General features: G+C 75.2%; 3 protein-coding genes. All 3 read right to left on the bottom strand.

Annotated elements, in window-relative coordinates; all coding sequences use genetic code 11:
* Window positions 1-9: 9 nt before the first annotated feature.
* From AMK25_RS09540 to AMK25_RS09530, 3 genes are read right to left on the bottom strand one after another with little or no spacing between them, the layout of a single operon-like run.
* Window positions 10-9504: a type I polyketide synthase gene (locus AMK25_RS09540; RefSeq protein ID WP_073827819.1), complete on the bottom strand. Its 9495-nt coding sequence runs from the start codon at window positions 9502-9504 to the stop codon at window positions 10-12.
* Window positions 9505-9550: 46 nt separating this feature from the next.
* A complete protein-coding gene (locus AMK25_RS09535; RefSeq protein WP_073827818.1) occupies window positions 9551-14545 on the bottom strand; it encodes a type I polyketide synthase in 4995 nt (1664 codons plus the stop codon).
* Window positions 14546-14581: 36 nt separating this feature from the next.
* Window positions 14582-25534, bottom strand: a complete 10953-nt coding sequence (locus AMK25_RS09530; RefSeq protein ID WP_073827817.1) for a type I polyketide synthase — start codon at window positions 25532-25534, stop codon at window positions 14582-14584.
* Between the last annotated feature and the right edge of the window lie 9 nt (window positions 25535-25543).

Below are 25543 nucleotides of genomic sequence, written 5' to 3'. Positions count from 1 at the left end.
CCGGCCGGGTCACGAGTCGGAGCCTTCCAGGGCCATCCGGACCAGGCCGGCGACGTCGAGTTCGCGGATCTGGGTCTCGGGTGCGGACGACGTGACCGGGGCAGCGGACGCCACGGCCGGCGTGCCGGCACTCGTACGGGCCAGCTGGAGCAGCTGGTCGAGCAGGCCCGCCTGCCGCAGCTCGTCGAGCGGGATCGCGGCGAGGGCCCGGCGCACGGACTCCTCGTCGCCGCCGTCGCCGTCGTCCCCCGCAGCGCCCGCGAAGAGCTGCTCGTACAGGTGGCCGGCCAGGCCGTCCGGGGTGGGGTAGTCGAAGACGACGGTGGTGGGCAGGTCGTGCCCGGTCGCCGCGGTGAGCAGGTTGCGCAGTTCCACGGCCGTGAGCGAGTCGAAGCCGAGGTCCAGGAAGCCCCGGTCGGTCTCGATCGCGTCAGCGGAGGGGTGGCCGAGCACCTTCGCCGCGTCGACCCGCACCATCTCCAGCAGTGCGGCCCGCCGCTCGTCGTCCGGCAGTGCCCGCAGCCCGGCGAGCAGGTCCCGGGCGCCGGGCGCGACCGCCTCCGGCGCCTCGGCGGGGGCGGCGGCCAGCCCGCGTACGGCCGGCAGGTCGGCCAGCAGCGGACTGGGCCGCAGCGAGGTGAACAGCGGCTGGAAGGTGGCCCAGTCGACGTCGGCGACGGTGACGCAGCTGTCGCCGACCGCCAGGGCGTGCCGCAGCCCGGCCATCGCCACGCCGGGCGGCATCACCTGGAGGCCGCGGCGACGCAGTTGCTCCGCCGCACCCTCGGTGTACATGCCCGACTCGGTCCACGGTCCCCAGGCGATGGAGGTGGCCGCCCGGCCCTGGCCGCGTCGCCGCTCGGCGAGCGCGTCCAGGTAGGCGTTACCGGCCGCGTACGCGCCCTGTCCGCCGCTGCCCCACACCGCCGAGATGGACGAGAAGAGCACGAACGCGTCCAGTTCGGCGTCGCCGAGCAGCTCGTCGAGGTGTTCGGCGCCGCAGACCTTCGGGGCGATGACGTACGCCAGGTCCTCCAGGGTGGTGTCGGCCAGCGGCACCACCTCGCTGACCCCCGCGGCGTGCACCACCGCGCGCAGCGGCGGCCCCTCCCGCCGGAGATCGGCCAGGAGGTCGGTCACGGCGGCGCGGTCGGCGGCGTCGCAGCGGACCACCCGGCAGTCCACGCCGAGCCCGGCCAGCTCGGAGATCAGCTCGGCGGCGCCCGGGGTGCCGGTCCCCCGCCGGCTGGTCAGCACCACCCGTTGCGCGCCCTCGGCGGCCACCCAGCGGGCCACGTGCCCACCGAGCGCACCGGCGCCTCCGGTGATCAGCACCGTGCCCCGGGGCTGCCACGGCGTGAGCTCCCCGTCGGTGGTGGTGGCCGGTACGAGCCGCCGCACCAGCACCCCGGACTCGCGGACGGCGAGCTGGTCCTCCACGCCGCCGCCGGTGAGGATGCCGCCGAGACGCATCGCCGTCCACGGCTCCAGGTCAGTGGGCAGGTCGACCAGCCCGGCCCAGCGGGCGGGCTGCTCCAGCGCGGCCACCCGGCCCAGGCCCCACAGCATCGCCTGCCGCGGGTTGGCCGGGGCGTCGCCGTCGCCGAGGCCGACGGCGCCCTGGGTGACGCACCAGAGCCGGACCGAGGCGTCGAGGTCGACGAGCTGCTGGAGCAGGTGCACGGTCGCGGCGAGGCCGCGCGGCAGCGCCGGGTGCTCGGCGTGCGGGGCGTCGTCCAGGCCGAGGAAGGACAGGATCGACAGCGGCCCGTCGCCCGCGCCGAGCGCCTCGGTGAGCACGTCGGCGAACCCGCCGCACAGCTCCTCGGAGTCGGCGGCGGTGTCCACGGGCGCGATGCTCACCTCGGCACCCAGGGCCCAGGTGCAGGAGTGCAGGTCGGGGTCGTCCGCCCGGTCGGCGGGCAGCAGCACCAGCCACCGGCCGGGGTCCTGCTCCTGCGAGGTCTCCGCGATGGGTTCCCAGACCGCCCGGTAGCGGGTGCCGTCGACCAGGGCCTGCTCCCGGCCGCGCCGGCGCCACGCCGACAGGGCGGGCAGCACGGTGCCGAACGGCTGGTCGCGGTGCACGTCGAGGTCGCGGGCCAGCGACTCCAGGTCCTCGGCCTCGACCGCGGCCCAGAAGCGGCGCTCGACCTCGGGGGCCTCGTCGGCGGCCACGAGGGCGGCCCAGGGCGGCGGCTCCGGCCAGTAGCGCTGCCGGTCGAACGCGTAGGTGGGCAGCTCGACCCGCTGGGCGCCGGTACCGGCGTAGAGGGCGGACCAGTCCGGGGAGACTCCGTGGGTGTGCAGCGCGGCGAGCGCGCGCAGCAGGGTGCTCGGCTCGGCGCGGTCCCGGCGCAGGGCGGGCACCACCAGTGGGGCCCGGCCGCCGGCCGGGGCCTCGGCCAGGACGGCCTGGGCGAGGGCGGTGAGCACCCCGTCCGGGCCGATCTCGACGTAGCCGGTGACGTTGCGCTCGCGCAGTGCCACGACGGCGTCGGCGAAGCGTACCGCCTCGCGGGCGTGGCGCACCCAGTAACCGGGCGCGCCGATCTCCGCCGCGTCGACCGGCGCGCCGGTGACGGTGGAGACCATCGGGATGCTCGGAGCCGCGTACCGCAGCCGTCCGGCGACGGCGGCGAGGTCGTCGAGCACCGGATCCATCAGCGGACTGTGGAACGCGTGGCTGACCGCCAGGCGCCGGACCCGGACACCCCGGGCGGCCCACTGGGCGGCCAGTTCCTCGACGGCGTCGCCGGCCCCGGACACCACGACGGCGGAGGGGCCGTTGACGGCGGCGACGGAGACCCGGTCGGCCCGCTCGCCGAGCGTGGCGGTCACCTCGGCCTCGGTGGCGGCGACGGCGAGCATCGCCCCGCCGGCCGGCAGCGCCTGCATCAGCCGGCCCCGGGCGGCGACCAGCTCGGCGGCGTCGGCCAGGGAGAGCACACCGGCGGCGTGGGCGGCCGCGATCTCGCCGATCGAGTGCCCGGCGACGGCGTCGGGACGGACCCCCCACGCCTCGAACAGCCGGAACAGCGCCACCTCCACGGCGAACAGCGCCGGCTGGGTGAATTCGGTGCGGTCCAGCGCCTCGGCCTCGGGCGTGCCGGGCTCGGCGAAGAGCAGTGGCCTGAGCGGGCGGGGCAGGTGCGCGTCGAGGGCGGCGCAGGCCTCGTCCAGGGCGGCGGCGAAGACGGGGAACGCCTCGGCCAGCTCGCGACCCATCCCGGCCCGCTGGGCGCCCTGCCCCGAGAACAGGTACGCCACCTTCGGCCGGGGCACCGCCACGCCGGTGACCACCAGCGGCGCGTCCTTGCCGGTGCCGAGGGCGCGCAGCCCGGCATCCAGCGCGATCCGGTCGGTGGCCAGCACGACGGCCCGGTGCTCCAGGGCGGCCCGGGCGACGGCCGACGACCAGCCGACGTCGACCGTACGTGGCGCCTCCAGCCCGGTGAGCTGCTCGGACCAGCGCTGCGCCTGGGCGGCCAGCGCGGACGCCGAACGGCCCGACAGCAGCACCGGCACCACCGGCAGCCGCGCCGGGTCACCCGTCGGCTGCTCGGCTTCGACCGGCTCCGGGGCCTGCTCCAGGATGGTGTGCGCGTTGGTGCCGCTGATGCCGAACGAGGAGACGGCGGCGCGGCGCGGGTGGTCGGTGACCGGCCAGGGGCGGCCCTCGCCGAGCAGTTCGACCGCACCGACGCTCCAGTCCACCTGGTCGGTCGGCTCGTCTACGTGCAGAGTCTGCGGCAGGTAGCCGTGCCGCAGCGCCAGCACCATCTTGATGATCCCGGCGACACCGGCGGCGGCCTGGGTGTGGCCGATGTTCGACTTGATCGAGCCGAGCCAGAGCGGCTGCTCGGCGGGCCGCTCCCGGCCGTACGTGGCGAGCAGGGCCTGCGCCTCGATCGGGTCGCCGAGCTTCGTGCCGGTGCCGTGCGCCTCGACGGCGTCCACGTCGGCCGGGGCGAGGCCGGCGTTGGCGAGCGCCTGCCGGATCACCCGCTGCTGCGACGGCCCGTTCGGGGCGGTGAGGCCGTTGGAAGCGCCGTCCTGGTTGACGGCGCTGCCCCGGATGACCGCGAGCACCGGGTGACCGTTGCGGCGGGCGTCGGAGAGCCGCTCGACGAGCAGCAGGCCGAGGCCCTCGCCCCAGCTGGTGCCGTCGGCGGCGGAGGCGAACGCCTTGACCCGGCTGTCCGGGGCGAGGCCCCGCTGCCGGCTGAAGCCGACGAACACCCCGGGGGTGGACATGACGGTGACGCCGCCGACCAGGGCGAGTGAGCACTCCGAGCGGCGCAGCGCCTGGCAGGCCCAGTGCAGCGCGACCAGCGACGACGAGCAGGCGGTGTCGACCGAGACGGCGGGCCCCTCCAGCCCGAGGGTGTACGACACCCGGCCCGACAGGACGCTGCCGGCATTGCCGGTCATCAGGTGCCCCTCGGCGCCCTCGGCGCTGAACATCAGGTTGCGGTAGTCCTGGTAGTTGGTGCCGACGAATACGCCGGTGGCGCTGCCGCGCAGCGTGTGCGGGTCGATCCCGGCCCGCTCGACCGCCTCCCAGGACGCCTCCAGCAGCAGCCGCTGCTGCGGGTCCATGGCGAGGGCCTCGCGGGGGCTGATGCCGAAGAAGCCGGCGTCGAAGTCGGTGGCGCCGGTGACGAAGCCGCCCTCACGGGCGTAGCTGGTGCCCTCCTTTTCCGGGTCGGAGTCGAAGAGCCGGTCCAGGTCCCAGCCCCGGTCGGTGGGGAACTCCCCGATGGCGTCGCCGCCGGCGGCGAGGAGCTGCCACAGTTGCTCCGGGGTGTCCGCCCCACCGGGCAGGCGGCAGCTCATCGCCACGATGGCGATCGGGTCGTCGTCCTCGGCCGCGGCGGCCGGGGCGGGGGTGGTCGCGTCGGGGACGATCCCGGTGAGCAGTTCGCCGAGGTGCGCGGCGAGCACCGTCGGGTTCGGATAGTCGAAGGCGAGCGTCGCGGGCAGCCGCAGGTCGGTGGCGGCGGCCAGGAAGTTGCGCATGTCGACTGCCGTCAGCGAATCCAGGCCGAGGTCGCGGAAGGGCTGGGTGGCCGGGATGTCGTCGGCGGCGCCGTAGCCGAGGGCCGTCGCCGCGCACTGCCGCACCAGCTCCAGCAGTGTCGCGGTGCGCTCCCCCGGCGCGAGCGCGGCGAGCCGCCGGGCGAGGGCCGATGGCACGCCCGTCTCCTCCTCGGCGGCCTCCTGCCCGGCCGGCTGCGTCGCCTCCTGGGCCTCGGCGAGGTCGCCGATCAGCGGGCTGGGCCGCACCAGGGTGAACGCGGGGGCGAAACGGGCCCAGTCGATGTCGGCGACGACTGTGGTGGGCTCGTCGCGGCGCAGCGCCCGGGCGAGGGCCTCGACGGCCAGTTCCGGGTCCATGCCGATCATGCCGCCCCGGCGCAGCCGTTCCTGGGCGCGTTCGTTCTCGGCGGGCAGGCCGGCCCCGCGCCAGGCGCCCCAGGCCACCGAGAGGGCTGGCAGCCCCTCGGCCCGGCGCCGCTCGGCGAGGGCGTCGAGGAAGGCGTTGGCCGCCCCGTACGCGCCCTGCCCGGCGTTGCCGGTGGTTCCGGCCACCGAGGAGAAGAGCACGAAGGCGTCCAGGTCGAGGTCGCGGGTCAGCTCGTCCAGGTGCAGCGCGGCGACGCACTTCGACGCGGCGACGGTGTGCAGGCGCTGCGCGGTGACGGTGTCGACGATGCCGTCGTCGAGGACGGCGGCGGTGTGCAGCACGGCGCTCAGCGGGGCGTCGGCGGGGACGGCGGCGAGCAGGTCGGCCACCTGTGCCCGGTCGGCGACGTCGCAGCGGGCCACTGTGACCCGTACGCCGAGGCCGGTCAGCTCCGCCTCCAGCTCGGCGGCGCCCGGGGCGTCCGGGCCGCGCCGGCTGGCCAGCAGGACGTGCGCGGCGCCGGAGCGGCCCGCCCAGCGGGCCAGATGCCCGCCCAGTCCGCCGGTGCCACCGGTGATCAGCACGGTGCCGCGCATCCGCCGGGTGTCGTCCGCGTCGCCGGAGTCGACCGGCTCGGGTTCGGTGATCCGGGTGAGGCGGCGGACGAAGACGCCGGAGGCGCGGACGGCGAGCTGGTCCTCGCCCCGGCCGGACTGCTCCGCGCCGTCGTCGCCGAAGGCGTCTTCGCCACCGCTGGCGCCGAGCGCCGCGCAGAGCAGCGCGCCGGCCTGCGCGTCGAGCACGTCGGGCAGGTCGAGCAGGCCGCCCCAGCGGGCGGGGTGTTCCAGGGCGACGGCGCGGCCGAGCCCCCAGACGGAGGCGGCGGCGGGGCGCGGCGCCGGGTCGTCGGCGCAGGCCACGACGGCTCCCCGGGTGGCGCACCACAGCGGCGCCTCGACGCCGAGCAGCCCGAGCGCCTGCACCAGCAGGGCGGTGCCCGAGACGGCCAGCGAGGTGGCCGGGTGCTCCGGGTGCGCCCGCTCGTCCAGACCCAGCAGCGAGAGCACGGCGACGGGTCCGTCCGGGCCGGTGAGCGCGGCGCTCAGCCGCTCGGCCAGCGCCGCCGGGTCGTCTGTGACGTCCAGCTCCACCGGGACGACGTCCGCGCCGAAGTTGCCGAGGGCCGACAGCACGTCGGTGACCAGCGGGTCGTCGCCCAGCGCCGCGGGCACCGGCACGAGCCAGGTGCCGGCGAGCCAGGTCAGCGGCAGGTCGGGCAGGGCCCGCCAGGTGACCCGGTAGCGCCAGCGGTCGATGTCCGGGGCGGCGTCGGCCGCGGTGAGGAAGAGCGGCGGCGCGGGCCAGTACCGGTGGTGGTCGAAGGCGTACGTGGGCAGGTCGACGGTGGCCGCGGCGGGCAGCACCCTCGTCAGGTCGACGGGCAGGCCGACGGCATACGCGGTGGCGAGGTTGGTCAGCAGCCGGGTCGCGTCGTCGTCACCACGACGCAGGCTGCCGATGGTGTGCCCGCTCACACCGGCGTCGTCGAGGATCGCGGTGACCGGCATCGTCAGCACCGGATGCGGGCTGATCTCGACGAACGTGGTGTGCCCGGCAGCCACAGCCGTCCGCACGGCCGCGTCGAAGAGCACAGTCCGTCGCAGGTTGTCGTACCAGTAGTCAGCGGTCATCGCCGCCGGATCCACCCAGTCCCCGGTGAGAGTGGACACGAGCCGGGTATGACCGGCCCGCGGACTGACACCGGCCAGGTCCGCCCGAAGCTGCTCGGCGACCTCCTGCACCGCGGGCGAATGCGACGCGTAGTCCACGGGGATCAGCCGGGCACGAACACCCTCGGCCCCGCACGCCTGCACAAGGCCGGCGACGTGCTCCGGCGGACCCGACACCACGACGGTGGACGGGCCGTTGACCGCCGCGACCCCGACACCCGGGAACGCGGGCAGCCGCTCGGCCACCGCCTCGGCCGACAGGTCCACCGACGCCATCGTCCCGGTACCCCGCAGCACCGCCAGCGCACGCGACCGCAACGCCACCGTCCTCGCCGCGTCCTCCAGGCTCAGAATGCCCGCCACACACGCCGCACCGATCTCACCCTGCGAGTGACCGATCACCGCGTCCGGAACCACACCCGCCGCACGCCACACCGCCGCCAGAGCGACACCGACGGCCCACAGCACCGGCTGCACCACCTCGACCCGGTCCAGCCACGACTCGTCCTCGCCCGTGAGCACCGACACGAGATCCACATCGAGATACGGCGCCAACGCCCGCCGGCACTCCGCCAGACACTCGTCGAACACCGGCGTACGACCCACCAGCCCCGCCGCCATCCGCGCCGACTGCGCGCCCTGACCCGGAAACACGAAGACCGGCCCCGCACCCGGACTCGACGCCACCCCCGTGACCACGTTCCCCGCCGGCTGACCGGCAGCGAAGGCATCCAGCCCGGCAAGCAACTCCTCGACGGACGACCCGACGACAACGACGCGATGATCGAACGCCGACCGGGTAGCCGCCAACGACCAGCCCACCTCCACCGGATCGATCCCACCCCGCTCACGCACGTGCCGCGCAAGCCGGGCAACCTGACCGGCCAACGCCGTCCCCGACCGCGCCGACACCGGCCAGGCCACCACATCCGAAGCGACCAACCCCGCCCCACGCCCACCCGCACCCGACTCGACCGGCTCAGCCGACTGCTCGATGATCACGTGAGCGTTGGTGCCGGAGATGCCGAACGAGGAGACGGCGCCCCGGCGTACCCGGCCCGTCTCGGGCCACGGGCGGGCCTCCGTCACCAGTTCCACCGCACCGGCCGTCCAGTCGACGTGCGGCGACGGCGCGTCGACGTGCAGCGTCGCCGGCACGAGGCCGTGCCGGATGGCGAGCACCAGCTTGATCACGCCGGCCACGCCCGCGGCGGCTTGGGCATGACCGATGTTCGACTTCACCGAGCCGAGCAGCAGTGGCGGGGCCTCGTCACGGTCCTGCCCGTACGTGGCGATGAGCGCCTGCGCCTCGATCGGGTCGCCCAGCCTGGTGCCGGTGCCGTGCGCCTCCACCACGTCGACGTCGGCGGTGGAGAGCCGGGCGGAGGTGAGGGCCTGGCTGATGACCCGCTGCTGGGCCGGCCCGTTGGGCGCGGTCAGCCCGTTCGACGCGCCGTCCTGGTTGACGGCGGTGCCGCGGACCACAGCCAGGACGCGGTGGCCGTTGCGGCGGGCGTCCGACAGCCGCTCGACCAGCAGCCAGCCGACCCCCTCGGAGAACCCGGCGCCGTCGGCGGCGGCGGCGAACGACCGGCAACGCCCGTCGGTGGAGAGTGCGCGCTGCCGGCTGGATCCGATGTAGAGGCCCGGGGTGGCCATCACGGTCACCCCGCCGGCCAGCGCCAGGTCGCACTCCCCCGCCCGCAGCGCCTGCACGGCGAGGTGCAGCGCCACCAGCGACGACGAGCAGGCCGTGTCGATGGATACGGCCGGTCCTTCGAGCCCGAGGGCGTACGACACCCGGCCCGACGCGACGGCCGCCGCGCCCCCGGTCATCGAGTGCCCTTCGTCGCCGTCGGGCGACATCATCAGCAGGGTGCCGTAGTCCTGCCCGTTGGTGCCGACGAACACCCCGGTCCGGCTGCCGCGCAGCGAGGCAGGGTCGATGCCGGCGGCCTCTACCGCCTCCCAGGAGGTCTCCAGCAGCAGCCGCTGCTGGGGGTCCATGGTCAGCGCCTCGCGCGGCGAGATGCCGAAGAAGGCGGAGTCGAAGTCGCCGGCCCCGTCGACGAACCCGCCCTCCCGGGCGTACGAGGTGCCCGGGTGGTCGGGGTCGGGGTGGTAGAGGCGCTCCAGGTCCCAGCCCCGGTCGTCGGGGAAGGGCGCGACGGCGTCCCGGCCGTCCCGCAACAGCTCCCACAGGTCGTCGGGGTTGCGCACCCCGCCCGGCAACCGGCAGCTCATCGCCACGATCGCCACCGGCTCCAGTTCCTGGGACTGGGCCTCGCTGAGTCGGCGGCGGGTGTCGTGGAGATCAGCCATGACCCGCTTGAGGTAGTCGCGGAGCTTGTCTTCGTTGGCCATCGGAGTGCCGCTTCCTCGAAAGAGACGGGAGAGAGCTGAAGCTGGGTCAGGAGATGCCGAGGTCCTTGTCCACCATCGCGAACAGTTCGTCGTCGGTGGCGTCGTCGAGGTGCCGGCCGATGTCGGCGCCACCGCTGTCCTGGCCGAGCCGGGAGAGCATCGCCTGCAGGCGTACGGTGGCCCGCACCCGGGCCGCCTCGTCCCGGGCGACCACGTCGAGGCCCTCGGCGATCCGGTCCAGATCGTCGAGGAGCGCGTTCGGGGTGACCACGTCGTCGTGGGCGACCTCGGCGTAGAGGTACTCCGCCAGGGTCGTCGGGGTCGGGTAGTCGAAGACCAGGGTGACCGGGAGGGCCACGGCGGTGGCCGCGCCGAGCCGGTTACGCAGCTCGACGGCGGTGACGGAGTCGAAGCCCAGCTCCCGGAACGCCCGATGCTCGTCCACGGAGTCGGCGGACGGGTAGTTGAGCACAGCGGCGACCTGGCCACGGACCAGGCCGAGCAGCACGGCGAACCGCTCGGCGGCGGGCAGCCCCGCGAGCCGCTCCCGCAACGACTCCGGGCCGTCGCCGGCCTCCACGCTGCCCATCGCCTCGGCGGCGGCGAGCCGCCGGACGTCCGGCAGGTCGCTGATCAGCGGACCGGGCCGGGTGGCGGTGAACGCGACGGAGAACCGTTCCCAGGCGATGTCGGCGATGGTGAGGAACGCCTCTCCATGGTCCACGGCCTGGTGCAGCGCGGTGATCGCCGCCTCCGGGGTCATCTCGGGTACGCCGTGGCGGTGCAGCAGCTCGCCGAGCGGCCCGTCGGCCATGCCGCCGCCGGCCCACGCCCCCCAGGCGACGGAGGTGGCGGTGAGGCCGAGGCCCCGGCGGTGCTGGGCGAGCGCGTCGAGGAACGCGTTGCTCGGGGCGTAGTTGCCGACGCCGGAGCTGGCCACGCTGCCGGCGAAGGACGAGAACATGACGAACGCGGACAGCTCGTGGTCGAGGGTCAGCTCGTGCAGGTTGTACGCGACGTCGACCTTGGCCTGCAGCACCCGTTCGATCTGCTCGGGCCGGATGTCGTTGATCATGGCGTCGTCGAGGACCGCGGAGGCGTGCACGACCGCGGTGAGCGGGTACTCGGCGGGGATCGCCTCGATCAGCTCGGCCAGGGCGTCGCGGTCGGAGGCGTCGCACTCGACCACTGTGGCCTGGGCGCCCAGCGCGGTGAGGTCGTCGACGAGCTGCTGCGCGCCGGGCGCGGCCATGCCCCGCCGGCTGACGACGACGATGTTCTCCACACCGCTGCGGGCCAGCCAGCGGGCGGCGTGCCCACCGAGCGCGCCGGTGCCGCCGGTGACGAGCGCCGTGCCGTACGGCTGCCACGGGTTGGCGGGCTGACTGTCGCCGAGCGGGACGCGGGTGAGCCGGCGGGCGAGCAGGCCACTCGGGCGTACCGCGATCTGGTCCTCGTCCCCGGCGGTGGTGAGGGCGGCGACCAGCAGGTCGGCACAGCGGTCCTCCACGGCCTCGGGCAGGTCCACGAGGCCGCCCCAGCGCTGCGGGTGCTCCAGCGCGGCGACCCGGCCGAAGCCCCAGACCAGCGACTGCGCCGGGGCGCGCAGCAGGTCGGCCATGCCTACCGACGCGGCGCCGGAGGTGACGCTCCACATCGGCGCGCGCAGGCCGATGTCGCCGAGGGCCTGGAAGAGCGCGACGGTGGCGGCGAAGCCGCCGGGCACGGAGGGGTACAGCGGGTGGGCCAGCTCGTCGAAGGCGAGCAGCGAGACCACGCCGGCGACGTCGGCGGTGGCGTCGCCGCCCGGTGCGGCGGCGAGCGCCTCCTGCAGCAGCTTGCCGAACTGGTCGCGGTCGACGTCGGGCGTGGAGACGGCCACCGGCACGAGCGTCGCGCCGGCCGCCGCGATCGCCTCGACGCAGGCGTCCTGCCAGGGCTCGATGATGTCGCCGGTCGGCATGACCACGACCCAGGTGCCGTCCATGCCCCGGTTGGCGACGCCGGTCAGGGGCTTCCAGGTGTCCTGGTAGCGCCAACTGTCGATGTCGGCCTGCCGGCGCCGCTGCCGGCGCCAGGAGGTGAGCATCGGCAGGGCCGGCAGCAGCGCGTCGAGAACCTCGTGTGCCGGGGTCTCCTCGGTGGCGATGGTCTCGGCGAGGGCCGTGACGTCCCCGCTCTCGACGGCGGCCCAGAAGCCCGCGTCGCCCGGGTCGCCGCTCATGCCCGACAGCAGGGTCTCCAGGTCGGGCCCGCCGCTGCCGTCGAGCCAGAACCGCTGGTGGTCGAAGGCATACGTGGGCAGCGGCGCGACCTCGGTCTCGGCGAGGACGTCCGCCAGGTCGACGGGCAGGCCGACGGCGTACGCGGTGGCGAGGTTGGTCAGCAGCCGGGTCGCGTCGTCGTCGCCCCGGCGCAGGCTGCCCAGGGTGTGCCCGCTCGCGCCGGTGTCGTCGAGGATCGCGGTGACCGGCATCGTCAGCACCGGGTGCGGGCTGATCTCGACGAACGTGGTGTGCCCGGCGGCGACCGCCGTACGGACGGCGGCGTCGAACTGCACGGTCTGCCGCAGGTTGTCGTACCAGTGCTCCGCACCCATGGTGAGCGGGTCAGCCCACTCGCCCGTGAGGGTGGAGACCAGCCGGGTGTGGCCGGCCCGCGGGGTGACGCCGGCCAGGTCCGCGCGGAGCTGCTCGGCCACCTGCCGCACGGCCTCGGAGTGCGACGCGTAGTCCACGGGGATCAGCCGGGCGCGGACGCCCTGCGCCTGGCACGCCTGCACGAGGTCGGCCACGGGCTGCGGCGGGCCGGACACCACGACGGTGGACGGCCCGTTGACGGCAGCGACGCCGACGCCCGGGAACTCCCCCAGGCGCTCGGTGACCGCGTCGGCCGACAGGTCGATCGACGCCATCGTCCCGGTCCCCCGCAGCACCGTCAGCGCCCGCGACCGCAACGCCACTGCCTTCGCGGCGTCCTCCAGGCTCAGGATCCCGGCGACACAGGCCGCGCCGATCTCGCCCTGGGAGTGACCGATCACCGCGTCCGGGACGACGCCCGCCGCGCGCCACACGGCCGCCAGGGCGATGCCGACGGCCCACAGCACGGGCTGCACGACCTCGACCTGCTCCAGCCACGACCCGTCGTCACCGGTCAACACCGCGACGAGGTCCACGTCGAGGTACGGCGCCAGGGCCCGCTGGCACTCGGCCAGCTTCGCGTCGAACACCGGCGTACGACCGACGAGCCCGGCCGCCATCCGCGCCGACTGCGCCCCCTGACCCGGGAACACGAAGACGGGACCTGCGCCGGCGCTGGTGACCGTACCGGTGACGAGGTTCCCCGCCGGCTGGCCGGCGGCGAGGGCGTCCAGCCCGGCCAGCAGCTCGTCAGCGGTCGACCCGACGACGGCGGCACGGTGGTCGAACGTCGAGCGGGTGGTGGCCAGCGACCAGCCGACCGCCGCCGGATCGATCTCGCCGCGCCTGCGCAGGAAGTCCGCGAGCCGGGCCGCCTGCCCGCCCAGGGCGGTCCTCGACCGGGCCGACACCGGCCAGAGGGTCACGTCCGAGGCGACCAGGCCCGGCCGGCGCGCAGGCTCGACGGCGCCGGTCCCGTCCGCCTGCCCGCCGTCGACGGTCGCCGCCTCGGCGACGCGCGGGCGGTACTCCTCCAGGATGACGTGGGCGTTGGTGCCGCTGACCCCGAAGGAGGAGACGCCGCCGCGGCGGGGGCGGTCCAGTTCCGGCCACGGCTTGGACTCGGTGAGCAGGGAGACCGCCCCGGCCGTCCAGTCCACGTGCGGGGACGGCTCGTCGATGTGCAGGGTCTCCGGCATGACGCCGTTACGCAGCGCCATCACCATCTTGACCAGCCCGGCGACGCCGGCGGCGCTCTGGGTGTGGCCGATGTTCGACTTCACCGAGCCCAGCCACAGCGGACGGTCGGCCGGGCGGTCCTGCCCGTACGTGGCGATGAGCGCCTGCGCCTCGATCGGGTCGCCGAGGGTGGTGCCGGTGCCGTGCGCCTCGACCATGTCGACGTCGGCGGAGCCGAGCCGGGCGTTGGCGAGGGCCTGGCGGATGACCCGCTGCTGAGAGGGGCCGTTGGGGGCGGTGAGCCCGTTGGAGGCGCCGTCCTGGTTGAGGGCGCTGCCCCGGATCACGGCGAGGACCGGGTGGCCGTTGCGTTCGGCGTCGGCCAGCCGCTCCACGACGAGCACGCCGCCGCCCTCGCCCCAGCCGGTGCCGTCCGCGCCGGCCGCGAAGGCCCGGCACCGGCCGTCGACGGACATGCCGCGCTGCCGGGAGAAGACGACGAACACGCCGGGGGTGACCATGACGGTGACGCCACCGGCGATGGCCAGGTCGCACTCGCCGCGGCGCAGGGCGTTCACGGCGAGGTGCAGGGCCACCAGCGAGGAGGAGCAGGCGGTGTCCACGGTGACGGCCGGGCCGTTGAGGCCGAGGGTGAACGAGATCCGGCCGGACGCCACGCTCGTGGTGTTGCCGGTGCCGATGTACATGTCGACGCCCTCGGGCACGTTCGGCAGACCCATGCCGTAGTTCGAGGTGCTCAGCCCGACGAAGACACCGGTGGAGCTGCCGCGCAGCGACAGCGGGTCGATGCCGGCCCGCTCGACGGCCTCCCAGGACGTCTCCAGCAGCAGCCGCTGCTGCGGGTCCATCGCGAGGGCCTCACGCGGCGAGATCCCGAACAGGGACGGGTCGAAGTCACCGGCGCCGTCGAGGAACCCGCCGATGCGGGTGTAGCTCTTGCCCGGCTTGTTCGGGTCGGGGTCATAGAGCGCCTCCAGGTCCCAGCCCCGGTCGTCCGGGAACTCGGTCAGCGCGTCCCGGCCGTCGGCGACAAGCTCCCACAGGTCCTCCGGCGACCGCACGCCACCCGGGAAGCGGCAGCTCATCGAGACGATGGCCAGCGGCTCCTGGTCGCGGGCCTCGACGGTCTGCAGCTTGCGCTTGGTGTCGTGCAGGTCGGCTGTCACCCGCTTCAGGAAGTACCGCAGCTTGTCGTCGCTCATCGGGTGGCCCCTGCCTCGATCCGAAGGTTGGTCATCTCAGGAGATTCCAAACTCTTTGCTGATGAAGTCGAAGATCTCGTCGTCGCTGGCCGAGTCGAGGTCTGGCCGGTCCGGTTCGACGGCGGGCCCGGCCGCCAGGTCGGACGCCTTGGCGAGCAGGTCCTGCATCCGGGCGGTGAACCGGGCGCGGGCCGCCGGGTCGAGCGGGATGGCGGTGAGCAGGCTCTCCACCGTGTCGATGCCCTGGAAGAGCGGCTGGGTGGAGGGCGCCGCGTCGGCGGCGATCTCGCTCGTCAGCTTCTCGGCGAGCGCCGTCGGCGTCGGGTAGTCGAACACGAGCGTCGCCGGCAGCCGCAGGCCGGACAGGCTGTTGAGCCGGTTGCGCAGGTCGACGGCGGTGAGCGAGTCGAAGCCCAGGTCGGTGAAGAGCCGGTTCGGGTCGACCGCGTCCGAGCCGGCGTGGCCGAGGACAGCGGCGATGTTCGCGCGTACCACGTCGAGCACCACCTTGAGCCGCTCCGGGGCGGCCAGGCCGGCGAGCCGCCGGCCGAGCTGCACCCCGCCGGAGCGGGCACCGGTGGCGTCCATGGAGCGTCGCAGCGGCACCCGGACCAGGGCCCGGAGCATGGGCGCGAGGGTGCCGGTCTCCGCCTGCCCGCGCAGCGTCCCGACGTCCAGGCGCATCGGCAGGACGGCTGCCGCGTCGAGCCGCCACGCGGCGTCGAAGAGATTCAGCGCCTGCTCGGTGGACAGGCCGGTGGCGCCCTGCTCGGCCATCCGCCGCACGTCGTCGTCGCCGAGGTGGCCCGTCATGCCGCTGGCCTGCGCCCACAGGCCCCAGGCGAGCGAGATGCCGGCGAGCCCGCGTGCCCGGCGGTGCGCCGCGAGGGCGTCGAGGAAGGCGTTCGACGCCGCGTAGTTGGACTGGCCGGCGCTGCCCAGCGTGGCCGCCGCCGACGAGAACAGGACGAAGGCCGCGAGGTTCGCGTCGGCCGTGAGGCGGTGCAGGTGCCAGGCGGCGTCGATCTTCGGCACGGCGACCGCGTCCACCCGTTCGGGGGTCATCGACTCCAGCACGCCGTCGTCGAGGACGCCGGCGGCGTGCACCACGGCGGTGAGCGGGTGCGCTGCCGGCACCCCGGCCAGCAGCGCCGACAGGGCCTCGGGGTCGGCGGCGTCGCAGGCCGCGACGGTCACCTCCGTACCGGTGCCGGCGAGTTCGCCGACCAGGTCGCCGATCCCCTCGGCCGCCGCGCCGCGCCGCCCGGCCAGCAGCAGGTGCCGTACGCCGTGCCTGGTGGCGAGGTGGCGGGCCAGGATGCGGCCCAGCACGCCCGTGCCGCCGGTGATCAGCACGGTGCCGGCCGGGTCGATCCCGCCGGGCAGCGGCTCGACACCGGCCGGAACCCGGCCGAGCCGTGGGGTGCGGACCTGCCCGTCGCGCACGGCGAGCTGCGGCTCGCCGGAGGCGATGGCGGCGGCCAGCGCGGCGGCGCTGTCCGGGGCGTCGTCGAGGTCGACGATCTGGCACCGGCCCGGGTGTTCGAGCTGGGCGGCGCGCAGCAGGCCCCAGACCGGGGCCTGGCGCAGGTTCACCGGCTCCTGCTCCCCCGCCGCGACCGCGTCCCGGGTGACGAGCACCAGCCGCGAGTCGGCGAACCGGTCGTCGGCGAGCCAGGTCCGCAACGCGGCGAGCGTACGGTGCGTGGCGGCGCGCGCCTGCGCGGCGAGCTCCGGGTCCGACGGGTTCCCGGCGTCGCCGACCGGGACGATCACCAGCTCGGGCGCCGGCTCACCCCCGGCGAGCAGGTCGCCGAGGGTGTCGAGCCCGACGTCGGTACGCACCCGGGCACCGGCCGCCTCGCAGGCCGCGCTGAGCACCAGGTCGTCGCCGAGCGCCACCCAGCGGATGGCCGCCGGCACGGGGCCGGTGGGCACCGGCAGCACGGGCCAGTCCACCTGGAACAGCGACTCGTGCCGGCCGGAGCGGGCCGCGCCGAGGGAGTCCCCGGAGACACGGCGCATGATCAGCGAGTCGACGTGCAGCACCGGGGCGCCGGTGGCGTCGGCCACCTGGAAGGAGACGCCGACCTCGCCGGCCGCGGCGACGCGCACGCGCAGGGCGGTGGCCCCGGCGGCGAGCAGGGAGACCCCGGTCCAGGCGAACGGCAGACGGGGCACGCCGGCGTCGGCGCCGTCGCCCATCCGGCCGAGGAAGCCGCCGATCGACATGGCCTGCAGCGCGCCGTCCAGCAGCGCCGGGTGCACGCCGAAGCGGCCGGCCTCGGCGTGGTGGCCGGCGGGCAGCTCGACCTCGGCGAAGACCTCGTCGTCGCGGATCCACGCGGCACGCAGACCCCGGAACGCCGGCCCGTACCCGAAGACGGTCGCCTCGATGCCGGAGTAGAAGTCGTCGGACTCGACGCGCGTCGCGCCGGGCGGCGGCCACACCCCCAGGTCGAAGGCGGGCGCGGCGTCGGCCGGCCGCGGGCCGAGCAGGCCGGTGGCGTGGCAGGTCCAGGCGACGTCGGCGAGGATCTCGTCGGAGCCGTCCCGGTAGGGCCGGGAGTAGAGCTGGACGGTGCGCCGCCCGTCGTCGTCGCGGTCGCCGACCGTCAGCTGCACCTGGAGCGCGCCGAGTTCGGGCAGGACGAGCGGGGCGAGCAGCGTCAACTCCTCCACCGTCGGGCAGCCGGCCTGCGCACCGGCGTACGTGGCGAGTTCCACGAAGGCGGTGCCGGGCAGCAGGATGTTGTCCATCACCCGGTGCTCGCCGAGCCACGGGTGGGTACGCACCGACAGCCGCCCGGTGAAGACCATCCGCTCGCTGTCGGGGAACGTCAGCGTGGCGCTGAGCAGCGGGTGCCCGGCGTCCTGGAGACCGGCGGAGCTGACGTCCTGCGCCCGGTGCGCCGGCGGCTCGACCCAGTACCGCTGGTGGTCGAAGGCGTACGTGGGCAGGGCGACAGGGGCGGTCCCGGCCAGGACGGCCGTCAGGTCGACGGGCAGGCCGATCGTGTGGGCGGTCGCGAGGTTCGTCAGCAGCCGCGTCGGATCGTCGTCACCGCGGCGCAGGCTGCCCAGGGTGTGCCCGGTGACGCCGGCGTCGTCCAGGATCGCCGTCACCGGCATCGTCAACACCGGATGCGGGCTGATCTCCACGAACGTCGTGTGACCCGCCTCGACCGCCACCCGCACAGCGGCGTCGAACCGCACCGTCTGCCGCAGGTTGTCGTACCAGTAGTCCGCCGTCATCGAGGACGGATCCACCCAATCCCCGGTCAACGTCGACACCATCCGGACATGGCCGGGCCGCGGAGTCACGTCGGCCAGATCGGCGCGCAACTGCTCCGCGACGTCCTGCACCGCCGCCGAGTGCGACGCGTAGTCCACCGGGATCAACCGCGCCCGCACCCCGTCGGCCTGGCAGGCCGCCACCAGGTCGGCGACCGGCTGCGGCGGACCCGACACCACCACGGTCGACGGACCGTTCACCGCCGCGACGCCCACCCCGGGGAAGCCCGGCAGCCGCTCCGTCACCGCGTCCGCGGGGAGGTCGACCGACGCCATCGTCCCGGTGCCCCGCAGCGCGGTCAGGGCCCGGGAGCGCAACGCCACCGCCTTCGCCGCGTCCCCCAGCGACAGGATCCCCGCCACACACGCCGCGCCGATCTCACCCTGCGAGTGACCGATCACCGCCGCCGGAACCACACCCGCGTGCTGCCACACGGCGGCGAGGGCGACGCCGACGGCCCACAGCACCGGCTGCACGACCTCCACCCGCGCCAGCCACGACTCGTCGTCACCGGTCAACACCGACACCAGGTCCACGTCCAGATACGGCGCCAACGCCCGCTGGCACTCCGCCAACCGCGCGTCGAAGACCGGCGTACGACCCACCAGGCCCGCCGCCATCCGCGCCGACTGCGCACCCTGACCCGGGAACACGAACACCGGGCCCGCACCGTGCGACGACGACGTCGCCGCGACCACGTTGCCGGCCGGCGACCCCGACGCCAGAGCGTCCAGCCCCGCCAGCAACTCCTCCGTGCTCGACCCGACCACTGCCGCCCGGTGGTCGAACGTCGACCGGGTCGTCGCCAGGGACCAGCCCACCGCCGCCGCATCGACCTCGCCGTGCTCGCGCACGTGCCGGGCCAGCCGGGCCGCCTGGCCGGTCAGGGCTTCCCTCGACCGCCCCGACAGCGGCCATGCCACGACGCCGGAATCCACGAGGCCGGGCCGTGTGTCCACGCGTGCGGCGTCGACCGGCTCGTCACCCTGCTCGATGATCACGTGGGCGTTCGTGCCGGAGATGCCGAACGACGACACCGCCGCCCGACGCGGCCGGTCCACCGCCGGCCACGGCCGCGACTCCGTGGCCAGCTCGACGGCGCCGGAGGTCCAGTCGATGTGCGGGGACGGCTCGTCCACGTGCAGCGTCGCCGGGACGAGGCCGTGCCGGATGGCCTGCACCATCTTGATCACACCGGCCACCCCGGCGGCGGCCTGGGCGTGGCCGATGTTCGACTTGATCGAGCCGAGCAGCAGCGGCCGGTCGGCGGGCCGCTCCCGCCCGTACGTGGCCAGCAGGGCCTGCGCCTCGATCGGGTCACCGAGCGTCGTGCCCGTGCCGTGCGCCTCGACCACGTCCACGTCGGCCGCGGAGAGCCGCGCCGACGCCAGCGCCTGCCGGATCACCCGCTGCTGCGAGGGACCGTTCGGGGCGGTCAGCCCGTTGGAGGCGCCGTCGGAGTTGATCGCCGAGCCGCGCACCACCGCGTACACAGTGCGGCCCTGCCGGCGCGCGTCGGAGAGCCGCTGCACGAGCAGCATGCCCACGCCCTCGGACCAGCCGGTGCCGTCGGCGGACGCGGCGAACGACTTGCACCGGCCGTCGGCGGCCAGGCCGCGCTGCCGGGAGAACTCGACGAAGGCGGTCGGGGTGGCCATCACCATCACGCCACCGGCGAGGGCCATGTCGCACTCGCCGCGCCGCAGCGCCTGACCGGCCCAGTGCAGGGCCACCAGCGACGAGGAGCAGGCCGTGTCCAGCGACACCGCCGGCCCCTCCAGCCCGAACGTGTACGCCACCCGGCCGGAGATGACGCTGCTGGTCATCCCGGTCAGCATGTAGCCCTCGGCGGCCTCCGGCGAGTACGCGAGCAGCGAGCCGTAGTCCTGGCCGCTGGTGCCGACGAAGACGCCGGTGCTGCTGCCCCGTACGTCGGCCGGGTCGATGCCGGCGGACTCGAAGGACTCCCAGGTGGTTTCCAGCAGCAGCCGCTGCTGCGGGTCCATGGCCAGGGCCTCGCGGGGCGAGATGCCGAAGAAGCCGGGGTCGAACCGGTCGACGCCGCTGAGGAAGCCGCCGCCGCGGGCGTAGAAGGTGCCGGGGGCGTCGGGGTCGGGGCTGTAGAGGCTGTCGAGGTCCCAGCCACGGTCGGTCGGCAGGTCGCTGATCGCGTCGACGCCGTCGACCACCAGCCGCCACAGGTCGTCGGGCGACCACACGCCGCCGGGCAGCCGGCAGGCCATGCCGATGATCGCGAGGGGCTCGTCGTCGCCGACCGGCACGGTGGTCGTCGCGGGTCGCACGGGGACCGGGGTGCCGGCGATCTCCGTACCCAGGAAGCCCGCCAGGTCGTGCGGGGTCGGGTAGTCGAAGACGAGGGTGGCCGGCAGCCGCATCCCGAAGGCGTTGTTGAGCCGGTTGCGCATCTCGACGGCGGTCAGCGAGTCGAAGCCGAACTCGCTGAACGCCCGGCGCGGCTCGATGGCCGCCGGGTCGGGGTAGCCGAGCACGGCGGCGGCCTGCCCGCGGACGATCTCGACCAGCGCGGCGGCCCGCTCGGCGTCGCCCAGCCCGGCGAGCTGCTGCACCAGTGACGCGCCGGTGGTGGCCGCGGCGGCGCGCGCGGGCGTGCGGATCAGCGCCCGGTACAGCGGCGGGATGCTCCCGCCGGCGAACTGCACCTTCATCGCGGCGAGGTCCAGCCGGGCCGGGACGAGCGCGGCGTCGGTGGTGCGGCAGGCCGCGTCGAAGAGCGCGAGCCCCTCCTCGGCCTCCATGGCGGCGACGCCGGAGCGGGAGATCCGGTTGAGGTGGACGTCGTCCAGCTCGGTGGTCATGCCGCTGCGGTCGGCCCAGAGGCCCCAGGCGAGGGTGAGCGCGGCGAGGCCGCGCGCCTTGCGGTGCTGGGCCAGCCCGTCGAGGAACGCGTTGGCGGCGGCGTAGTTGCCCTGGCCCGGGCCGCCTGCGGTGGCGGCCAGCGAGGAGTACGAGACGAACGCCTTCAGGCCGAGGTCGGCGGTCAGCTCGTGCAGGTGCCACGCGGCGTCGACCTTGGGCCGCAGCACGCCGTCCATCCGCTCGGGGGTGAGCGAGGAGATGACGCCGTCGTCGCGGACGCCGGCGGCGTGGACGACGGCGGTGAGGGGGTGCTCCGCCGGGATGCCGGCCAGCAGCTCGGCCACGGCGGCGCGGTCGGCGACGTCGCAGGCGGCGACGGTGACGCTCACGCCGAGCGCCTCCAGCTCGGCGCAGAGCTCCGCGACGCCCCCGGCGGCGCGGCCGCGCCGGCTGGTGAGGATGAGGTGCCGGACGCCGTACGCGCTGACCAGGTGCCGGCTCATCAGCTGGCCGAGGGTGCCGGTGGCGCCGGTGATCAGGACGGTGCCGTCGGAGTCGAACGGGGCGGCCGGCGGCTCGGCCGGGGCGGGAACCCGGGTGAGCCGGGCGCCGGCGGCGACACCCGCGCGGATCACGACCTGCGGTTCGTCGGTCGCGACGGCCGGGACGAGCGCGGCGGCACAGCCGGCCACGTCGTCGACGTCGACAAGCACGAACCGGTCGGGGTTCTCCGACTGGGCGGAGCGGAGCAGGCCGATCACGGCGGCGCCGGCCAGGTCGGTCAGGTCGGCGTCCCGGTCGGTGGCGACCGCGCCCGAGGTCAGCACCACCAGCCGGGACACCGCGTAGCGCTCCTCGGCGAGGAACTGCTGGAGCACGGCAAGCACCCGGTGGGTCGCCTCGGCGACGACGCGCGGCACGTCCGCCGACGCGGGCGGGTCGAGCAACGGCAGGACCAGCACGCCGGGCGCGTCCGTCCCGTCGTCCATCGCCGTGGCCAGGGCCGTCAGGTCGGGGTACGCCGCCACGGCCGTGCCGGTGGCCGCGACCGCGTCGGTGAGCGCCGCGGCGTCGCCGATGACCGCCCAGTCGACAGTGGACGGGCCGGCGGGCAGCGCGAGCGGCGCCCACTCGACCTGGAAGAGCGACTCGGTGCCGCCGCCGGAGGCGGTGCGGAGCTGGTCGGCGGAGACCGGCCGCAGGACCAGGGAGCCGACGGAGATGACGGGCGCGCCGGTGACGTCGGTGAGCATCAGCGAGATGCTGTCGGGGCCGGTGTGCGAGACCCGGACGCGGGCCGCCGCGGCCCCGGCGCCGTGCAGGGCGACGTCGTTCCAGGAGAACGGCAGCCGGCCGTACCCCGGGGGCATGCCCGCCCCTGAAGGCTCTCCGGCCGGCGTGGTCAGGCCGAGGGTGTGCAGCGCCGCGTCGAGCAGGGCCGGGTGCAGGCCGTACCCGCCGGCCTCGGCGGCGGGGGCCTCGGGCAGCGCCAGCTCGGCGAAGAGGTCGTCGCCGCGCCGCCACGCGGAGCGCAGGGCGATGAAGGACGGACCGTAGTCGTAGCCCTGGGCGGAGAGGTTCAGGTAGAGGTCGTCGGTGCCGACCTCGGTGGCGCCCGGCGGCGGCCAGGTGGTCAGGTCGGACCAGCCGGCGGGGCCGCTCGGGGCGGCGGGGCCGCTGGCGAGCACGCCGCTGGCGTTGCGGGTCCAGGTCCGCTCGCCCGCGCCCTCGGCCGGCTCGCCGTCCTGGGCGGAGTGCAGCGACACGGACCGGCAGCCGGTCTCGTCGGCCGGGCCGATCCAGAGCTGGATGTCGACGCCCCCGGTCTCCGGCAGGATCAGCGGCGACTCCAGGGTGAGTTCGCGGACGTGGTCCGCGCCTACGTGCGCGCCGGCCTGGAGGGCGAGTTCGACGAAGCCCGTGCCGGGCAGCAGCACGGTGTCGAAGACGACGTGGTCACAGATCCACGGGTGGGTACGCCGGGCCAGCCGGCCGGTGAACAGGAATCCCTCGGCGTGCGCGACGCCGACGGCGGCCCCGAGCAGGGGGTGTTGCGCGGGGCGCAGGCCGACGGCGGTGACGTCGCCGGTCCACCCGGCGCCCGCCTCGGGCCAGTAGCGCTGGTGCTGGAAGGCGTACGTGGGCAGGTCCACCCGCCGCGCGCCGGTCTCGGCGAACCACGGCTGCCAGTCGACGGCCACCCCGTGCGCGTACAGCTCGGCCAGCCCGCCCAGCAGCCCGTGCACGGCGGGCCGGTCCTTGCGCTGCACGGCGACGGCCAGCACGCCGTCGTCGCCGGGCAGGATGTCCGCCGCCATCGCGGTCAGTACGCTCTGCGGCCCGACCTCCAGGAACGTGTCCGCCCCGGCGGCGCGCAGCGCGGTGACCCCGTCGGCGAAACGGACGGCCTGCCGCACGTGGCGCACCCAGTAATCGGCGGTGCGGATCTCATCGGCGTCGGCGAGCGCCCCGGTCACGTTCGACACGACCGGCAGCGCCGGCGCGGAGAACTCCAGCCCGGCCAGGACGGCCCGGAAATCGTCGAGCATCGGCTCCATCAGCGGACTGTGGAACGCGTGGCTGACCGTGAGCCGGCGCGTGCGCACGCCCCGCTCCCGCCAGAGCCGCTCGACCTCGTTCAGGGCCTCGACGGCGCCGGAGACCACGACCGACGTCGGCCCGTTGACGGCCGCGATCGCCACGTCGGCCAGGCCGTCCAGCGTGGCGAGGACGTCGGCCTCGGCGGCCGCGACGGCCAGCATCCCACCGCCGGTGGGCAGCGCCTGCATCAGCCGGCCCCGCGCCGTCACCAACGCGCAGGCGTGCTCCAGCGACAGCACCCCAGCCACGTACGCGGCCGTGACCTCGCCGATCGAGTGGCCGCCGACCAGGTCGGGGGCGACGCCGAAGGACTCGACGAGACGGAACAGCGCCACCTCGACGGCGAACAGGCCGGCCTGGGTGAACACGGTCCGGTCCAGCAGCTCGGCGTCGGCCGAGCCCTCAGCGGCGAAGAGCACCTCGCGCAGGGGGCGCGGCAGGGCCCTGTCCAGGTGCCCGCACGCCTCGTCGAGGGCGGCGGCGAAGACGGGGAACTCGGCGTACAACTCCCGGCCCATCCCGGCGCGCTGCGCGCCCTGACCCGAGAACAGCACCGCCAACGAACCCCGGCCGCCAGCCTGGCCCACGACAACCGCACCCGCCGGCTGCCCGGCGGCCAGGGCACGCAACCCGCCCAGCAACTCCTCACGGCCGGTCGCGGAGACCACGGCCCGGTGCTCCAGGGTGGAGCGTGAGGTGACCGACGAGAAGGCCACGTCCAGGGGCCGCAGGGTCTCGTCGGCGGCGATCCGGGCCGCCCAACGGCCCGCCTGCGCGGCGAGGCCGGCCGCGTCCCGGGCCGACACCGGCACCGGCACGACCGGCCGCTCGACCAGCAACGCGGCGGCGGCCGACGGGGACTGCTGGGGCGCCGGAGCCTGCTCCAGGATGGTGTGGGCGTTCGTGCCGGACACCCCGAACGAGGAGACGGCCGAGCGGCGCGGCCGGCTCACCGCCGGCCACGGCGTCGCCTCGGTCACCAGCGACACCTCGCCGGCCGACCAGTCGACCTCGGGCGTCGGCTCGTCCACGTGCAGGGTGGGCGGTACAACGCCGTGCCGCATCGCCATGACCATCTTGATCACACCGGCGACACCGGCGGCGGCCTGGGCGTGACCGATGTTCGACTTCACCGACCCGAGCAGCAGCGGCGCCGAGTCCCCCCGGTCCTGCCCGTACGTGGCCAGCAGCGCCTGCGCCTCGATCGGGTCACCGAGCCGGGTGCCCGTGCCGTGCGCCTCCACCACGTCCACGCCGCCGGTGGCGAGGCCGGCGTTGGCCAGCGCCTGCTGGATCACCCGCTGCTGCGACGGCCCGTTCGGGGCGCTCAGGCCGTTGGAGGCGCCGTCCTGGTTGACGGCGCTGCCCCGCACCACGGCGAGGACGGGGTGGCCGTTGCGCTGCGCGTCCGACAGCCGCTCCAGCACCAGGACGCCGACGCCCTCGGACCAGCCGGTCCCGTCGGCGGCGGCGGCGAACGCCTTGCAGCGGCCGTCGGCGGCGAGGCCGCGCTGCCGGGAGAACTCGACGAAGGCTGCCGGGGTGCACATGGCGGTGACCCCGGCGACGATCGCCAGGGTGCACTCCCGCTGCCGCAGCGCCTGCCCCGCCAGGTGCAGGGCGACCAGCGAGGACGAGCAGGCGGTGTCGATGGTGACCGCCGGGCCCTCCAGCCCGAAGGTGTAGGCGATCCGGCCGGAGACCACGCTGCCGGCGTTGCCGGTCATCAGGTGCCCCTCCAGGCCCTGCGCGGCACCCATCAGCACGGTGCCGTAGTCCTGGCCGGTGCTGCCGGCGAAGACGCCGGTGCGGCTGCCGCGCAGCGAGTGCGGGTCGATGCCGGCCCGCTCCAGGGCCTCCCACGATGTCTCCAGCAGCCAGCGCTGCTGCGGGTCCATCGCCAGCGCCTCGCGGGGGGAGATCGCGAAGAAGCCCGGGTCGAAGTCGGCCAGGTCGTGGACGAAGCCGCCCTGCCGCGTGTACGACGTACCGCTCTGTTCGGGGTCGCTGTCGTAGAGCGACCCGAGGTCCCAGCCGCGGTCCTCGGGGAAGTCGGTGACCACGTCCCGGCCGGACGCGACCACCTCCCACAGGTCCTCGGGAGAGCGCACCCCGCCGGGGAAGCGGCAGCTCATGGAGACGATGGCGACCGGTTCCTGTTCACCGGCCTCCACCTCGCGCAGGCGCTGGCGCACCTGGTGCAGGTCAGCGGTGACCCGCTTGAGGTAGTCGAGAAGCTTCGCCTCGTCAGCCATGGACCGCGC

It is taken from the genome of Micromonospora sp. TSRI0369 (assembly GCF_001905625.1).
GTDB lineage: Bacteria > Actinomycetota > Actinomycetes > Mycobacteriales > Micromonosporaceae > Micromonospora > Micromonospora echinospora_A.
Note: the sequence above shows the minus strand (reverse complement) of the source record. Positions and strands in the feature narration are given on the sequence as shown.

Coding starts and splice junctions, on each gene's coding strand:
- AMK25_RS09540 (WP_073827819.1), bottom strand. CDS start 9,504: ATGGCCAACGAAGACAAGCTCCGCGACTACCTCAAGCGGGTCATGGCT.
- AMK25_RS09535 (WP_073827818.1), bottom strand. CDS start 14,545: ATGAGCGACGACAAGCTGCGGTACTTCCTGAAGCGGGTGACAGCCGAC.
- AMK25_RS09530 (WP_073827817.1), bottom strand. CDS start 25,534: ATGGCTGACGAGGCGAAGCTTCTCGACTACCTCAAGCGGGTCACCGCT.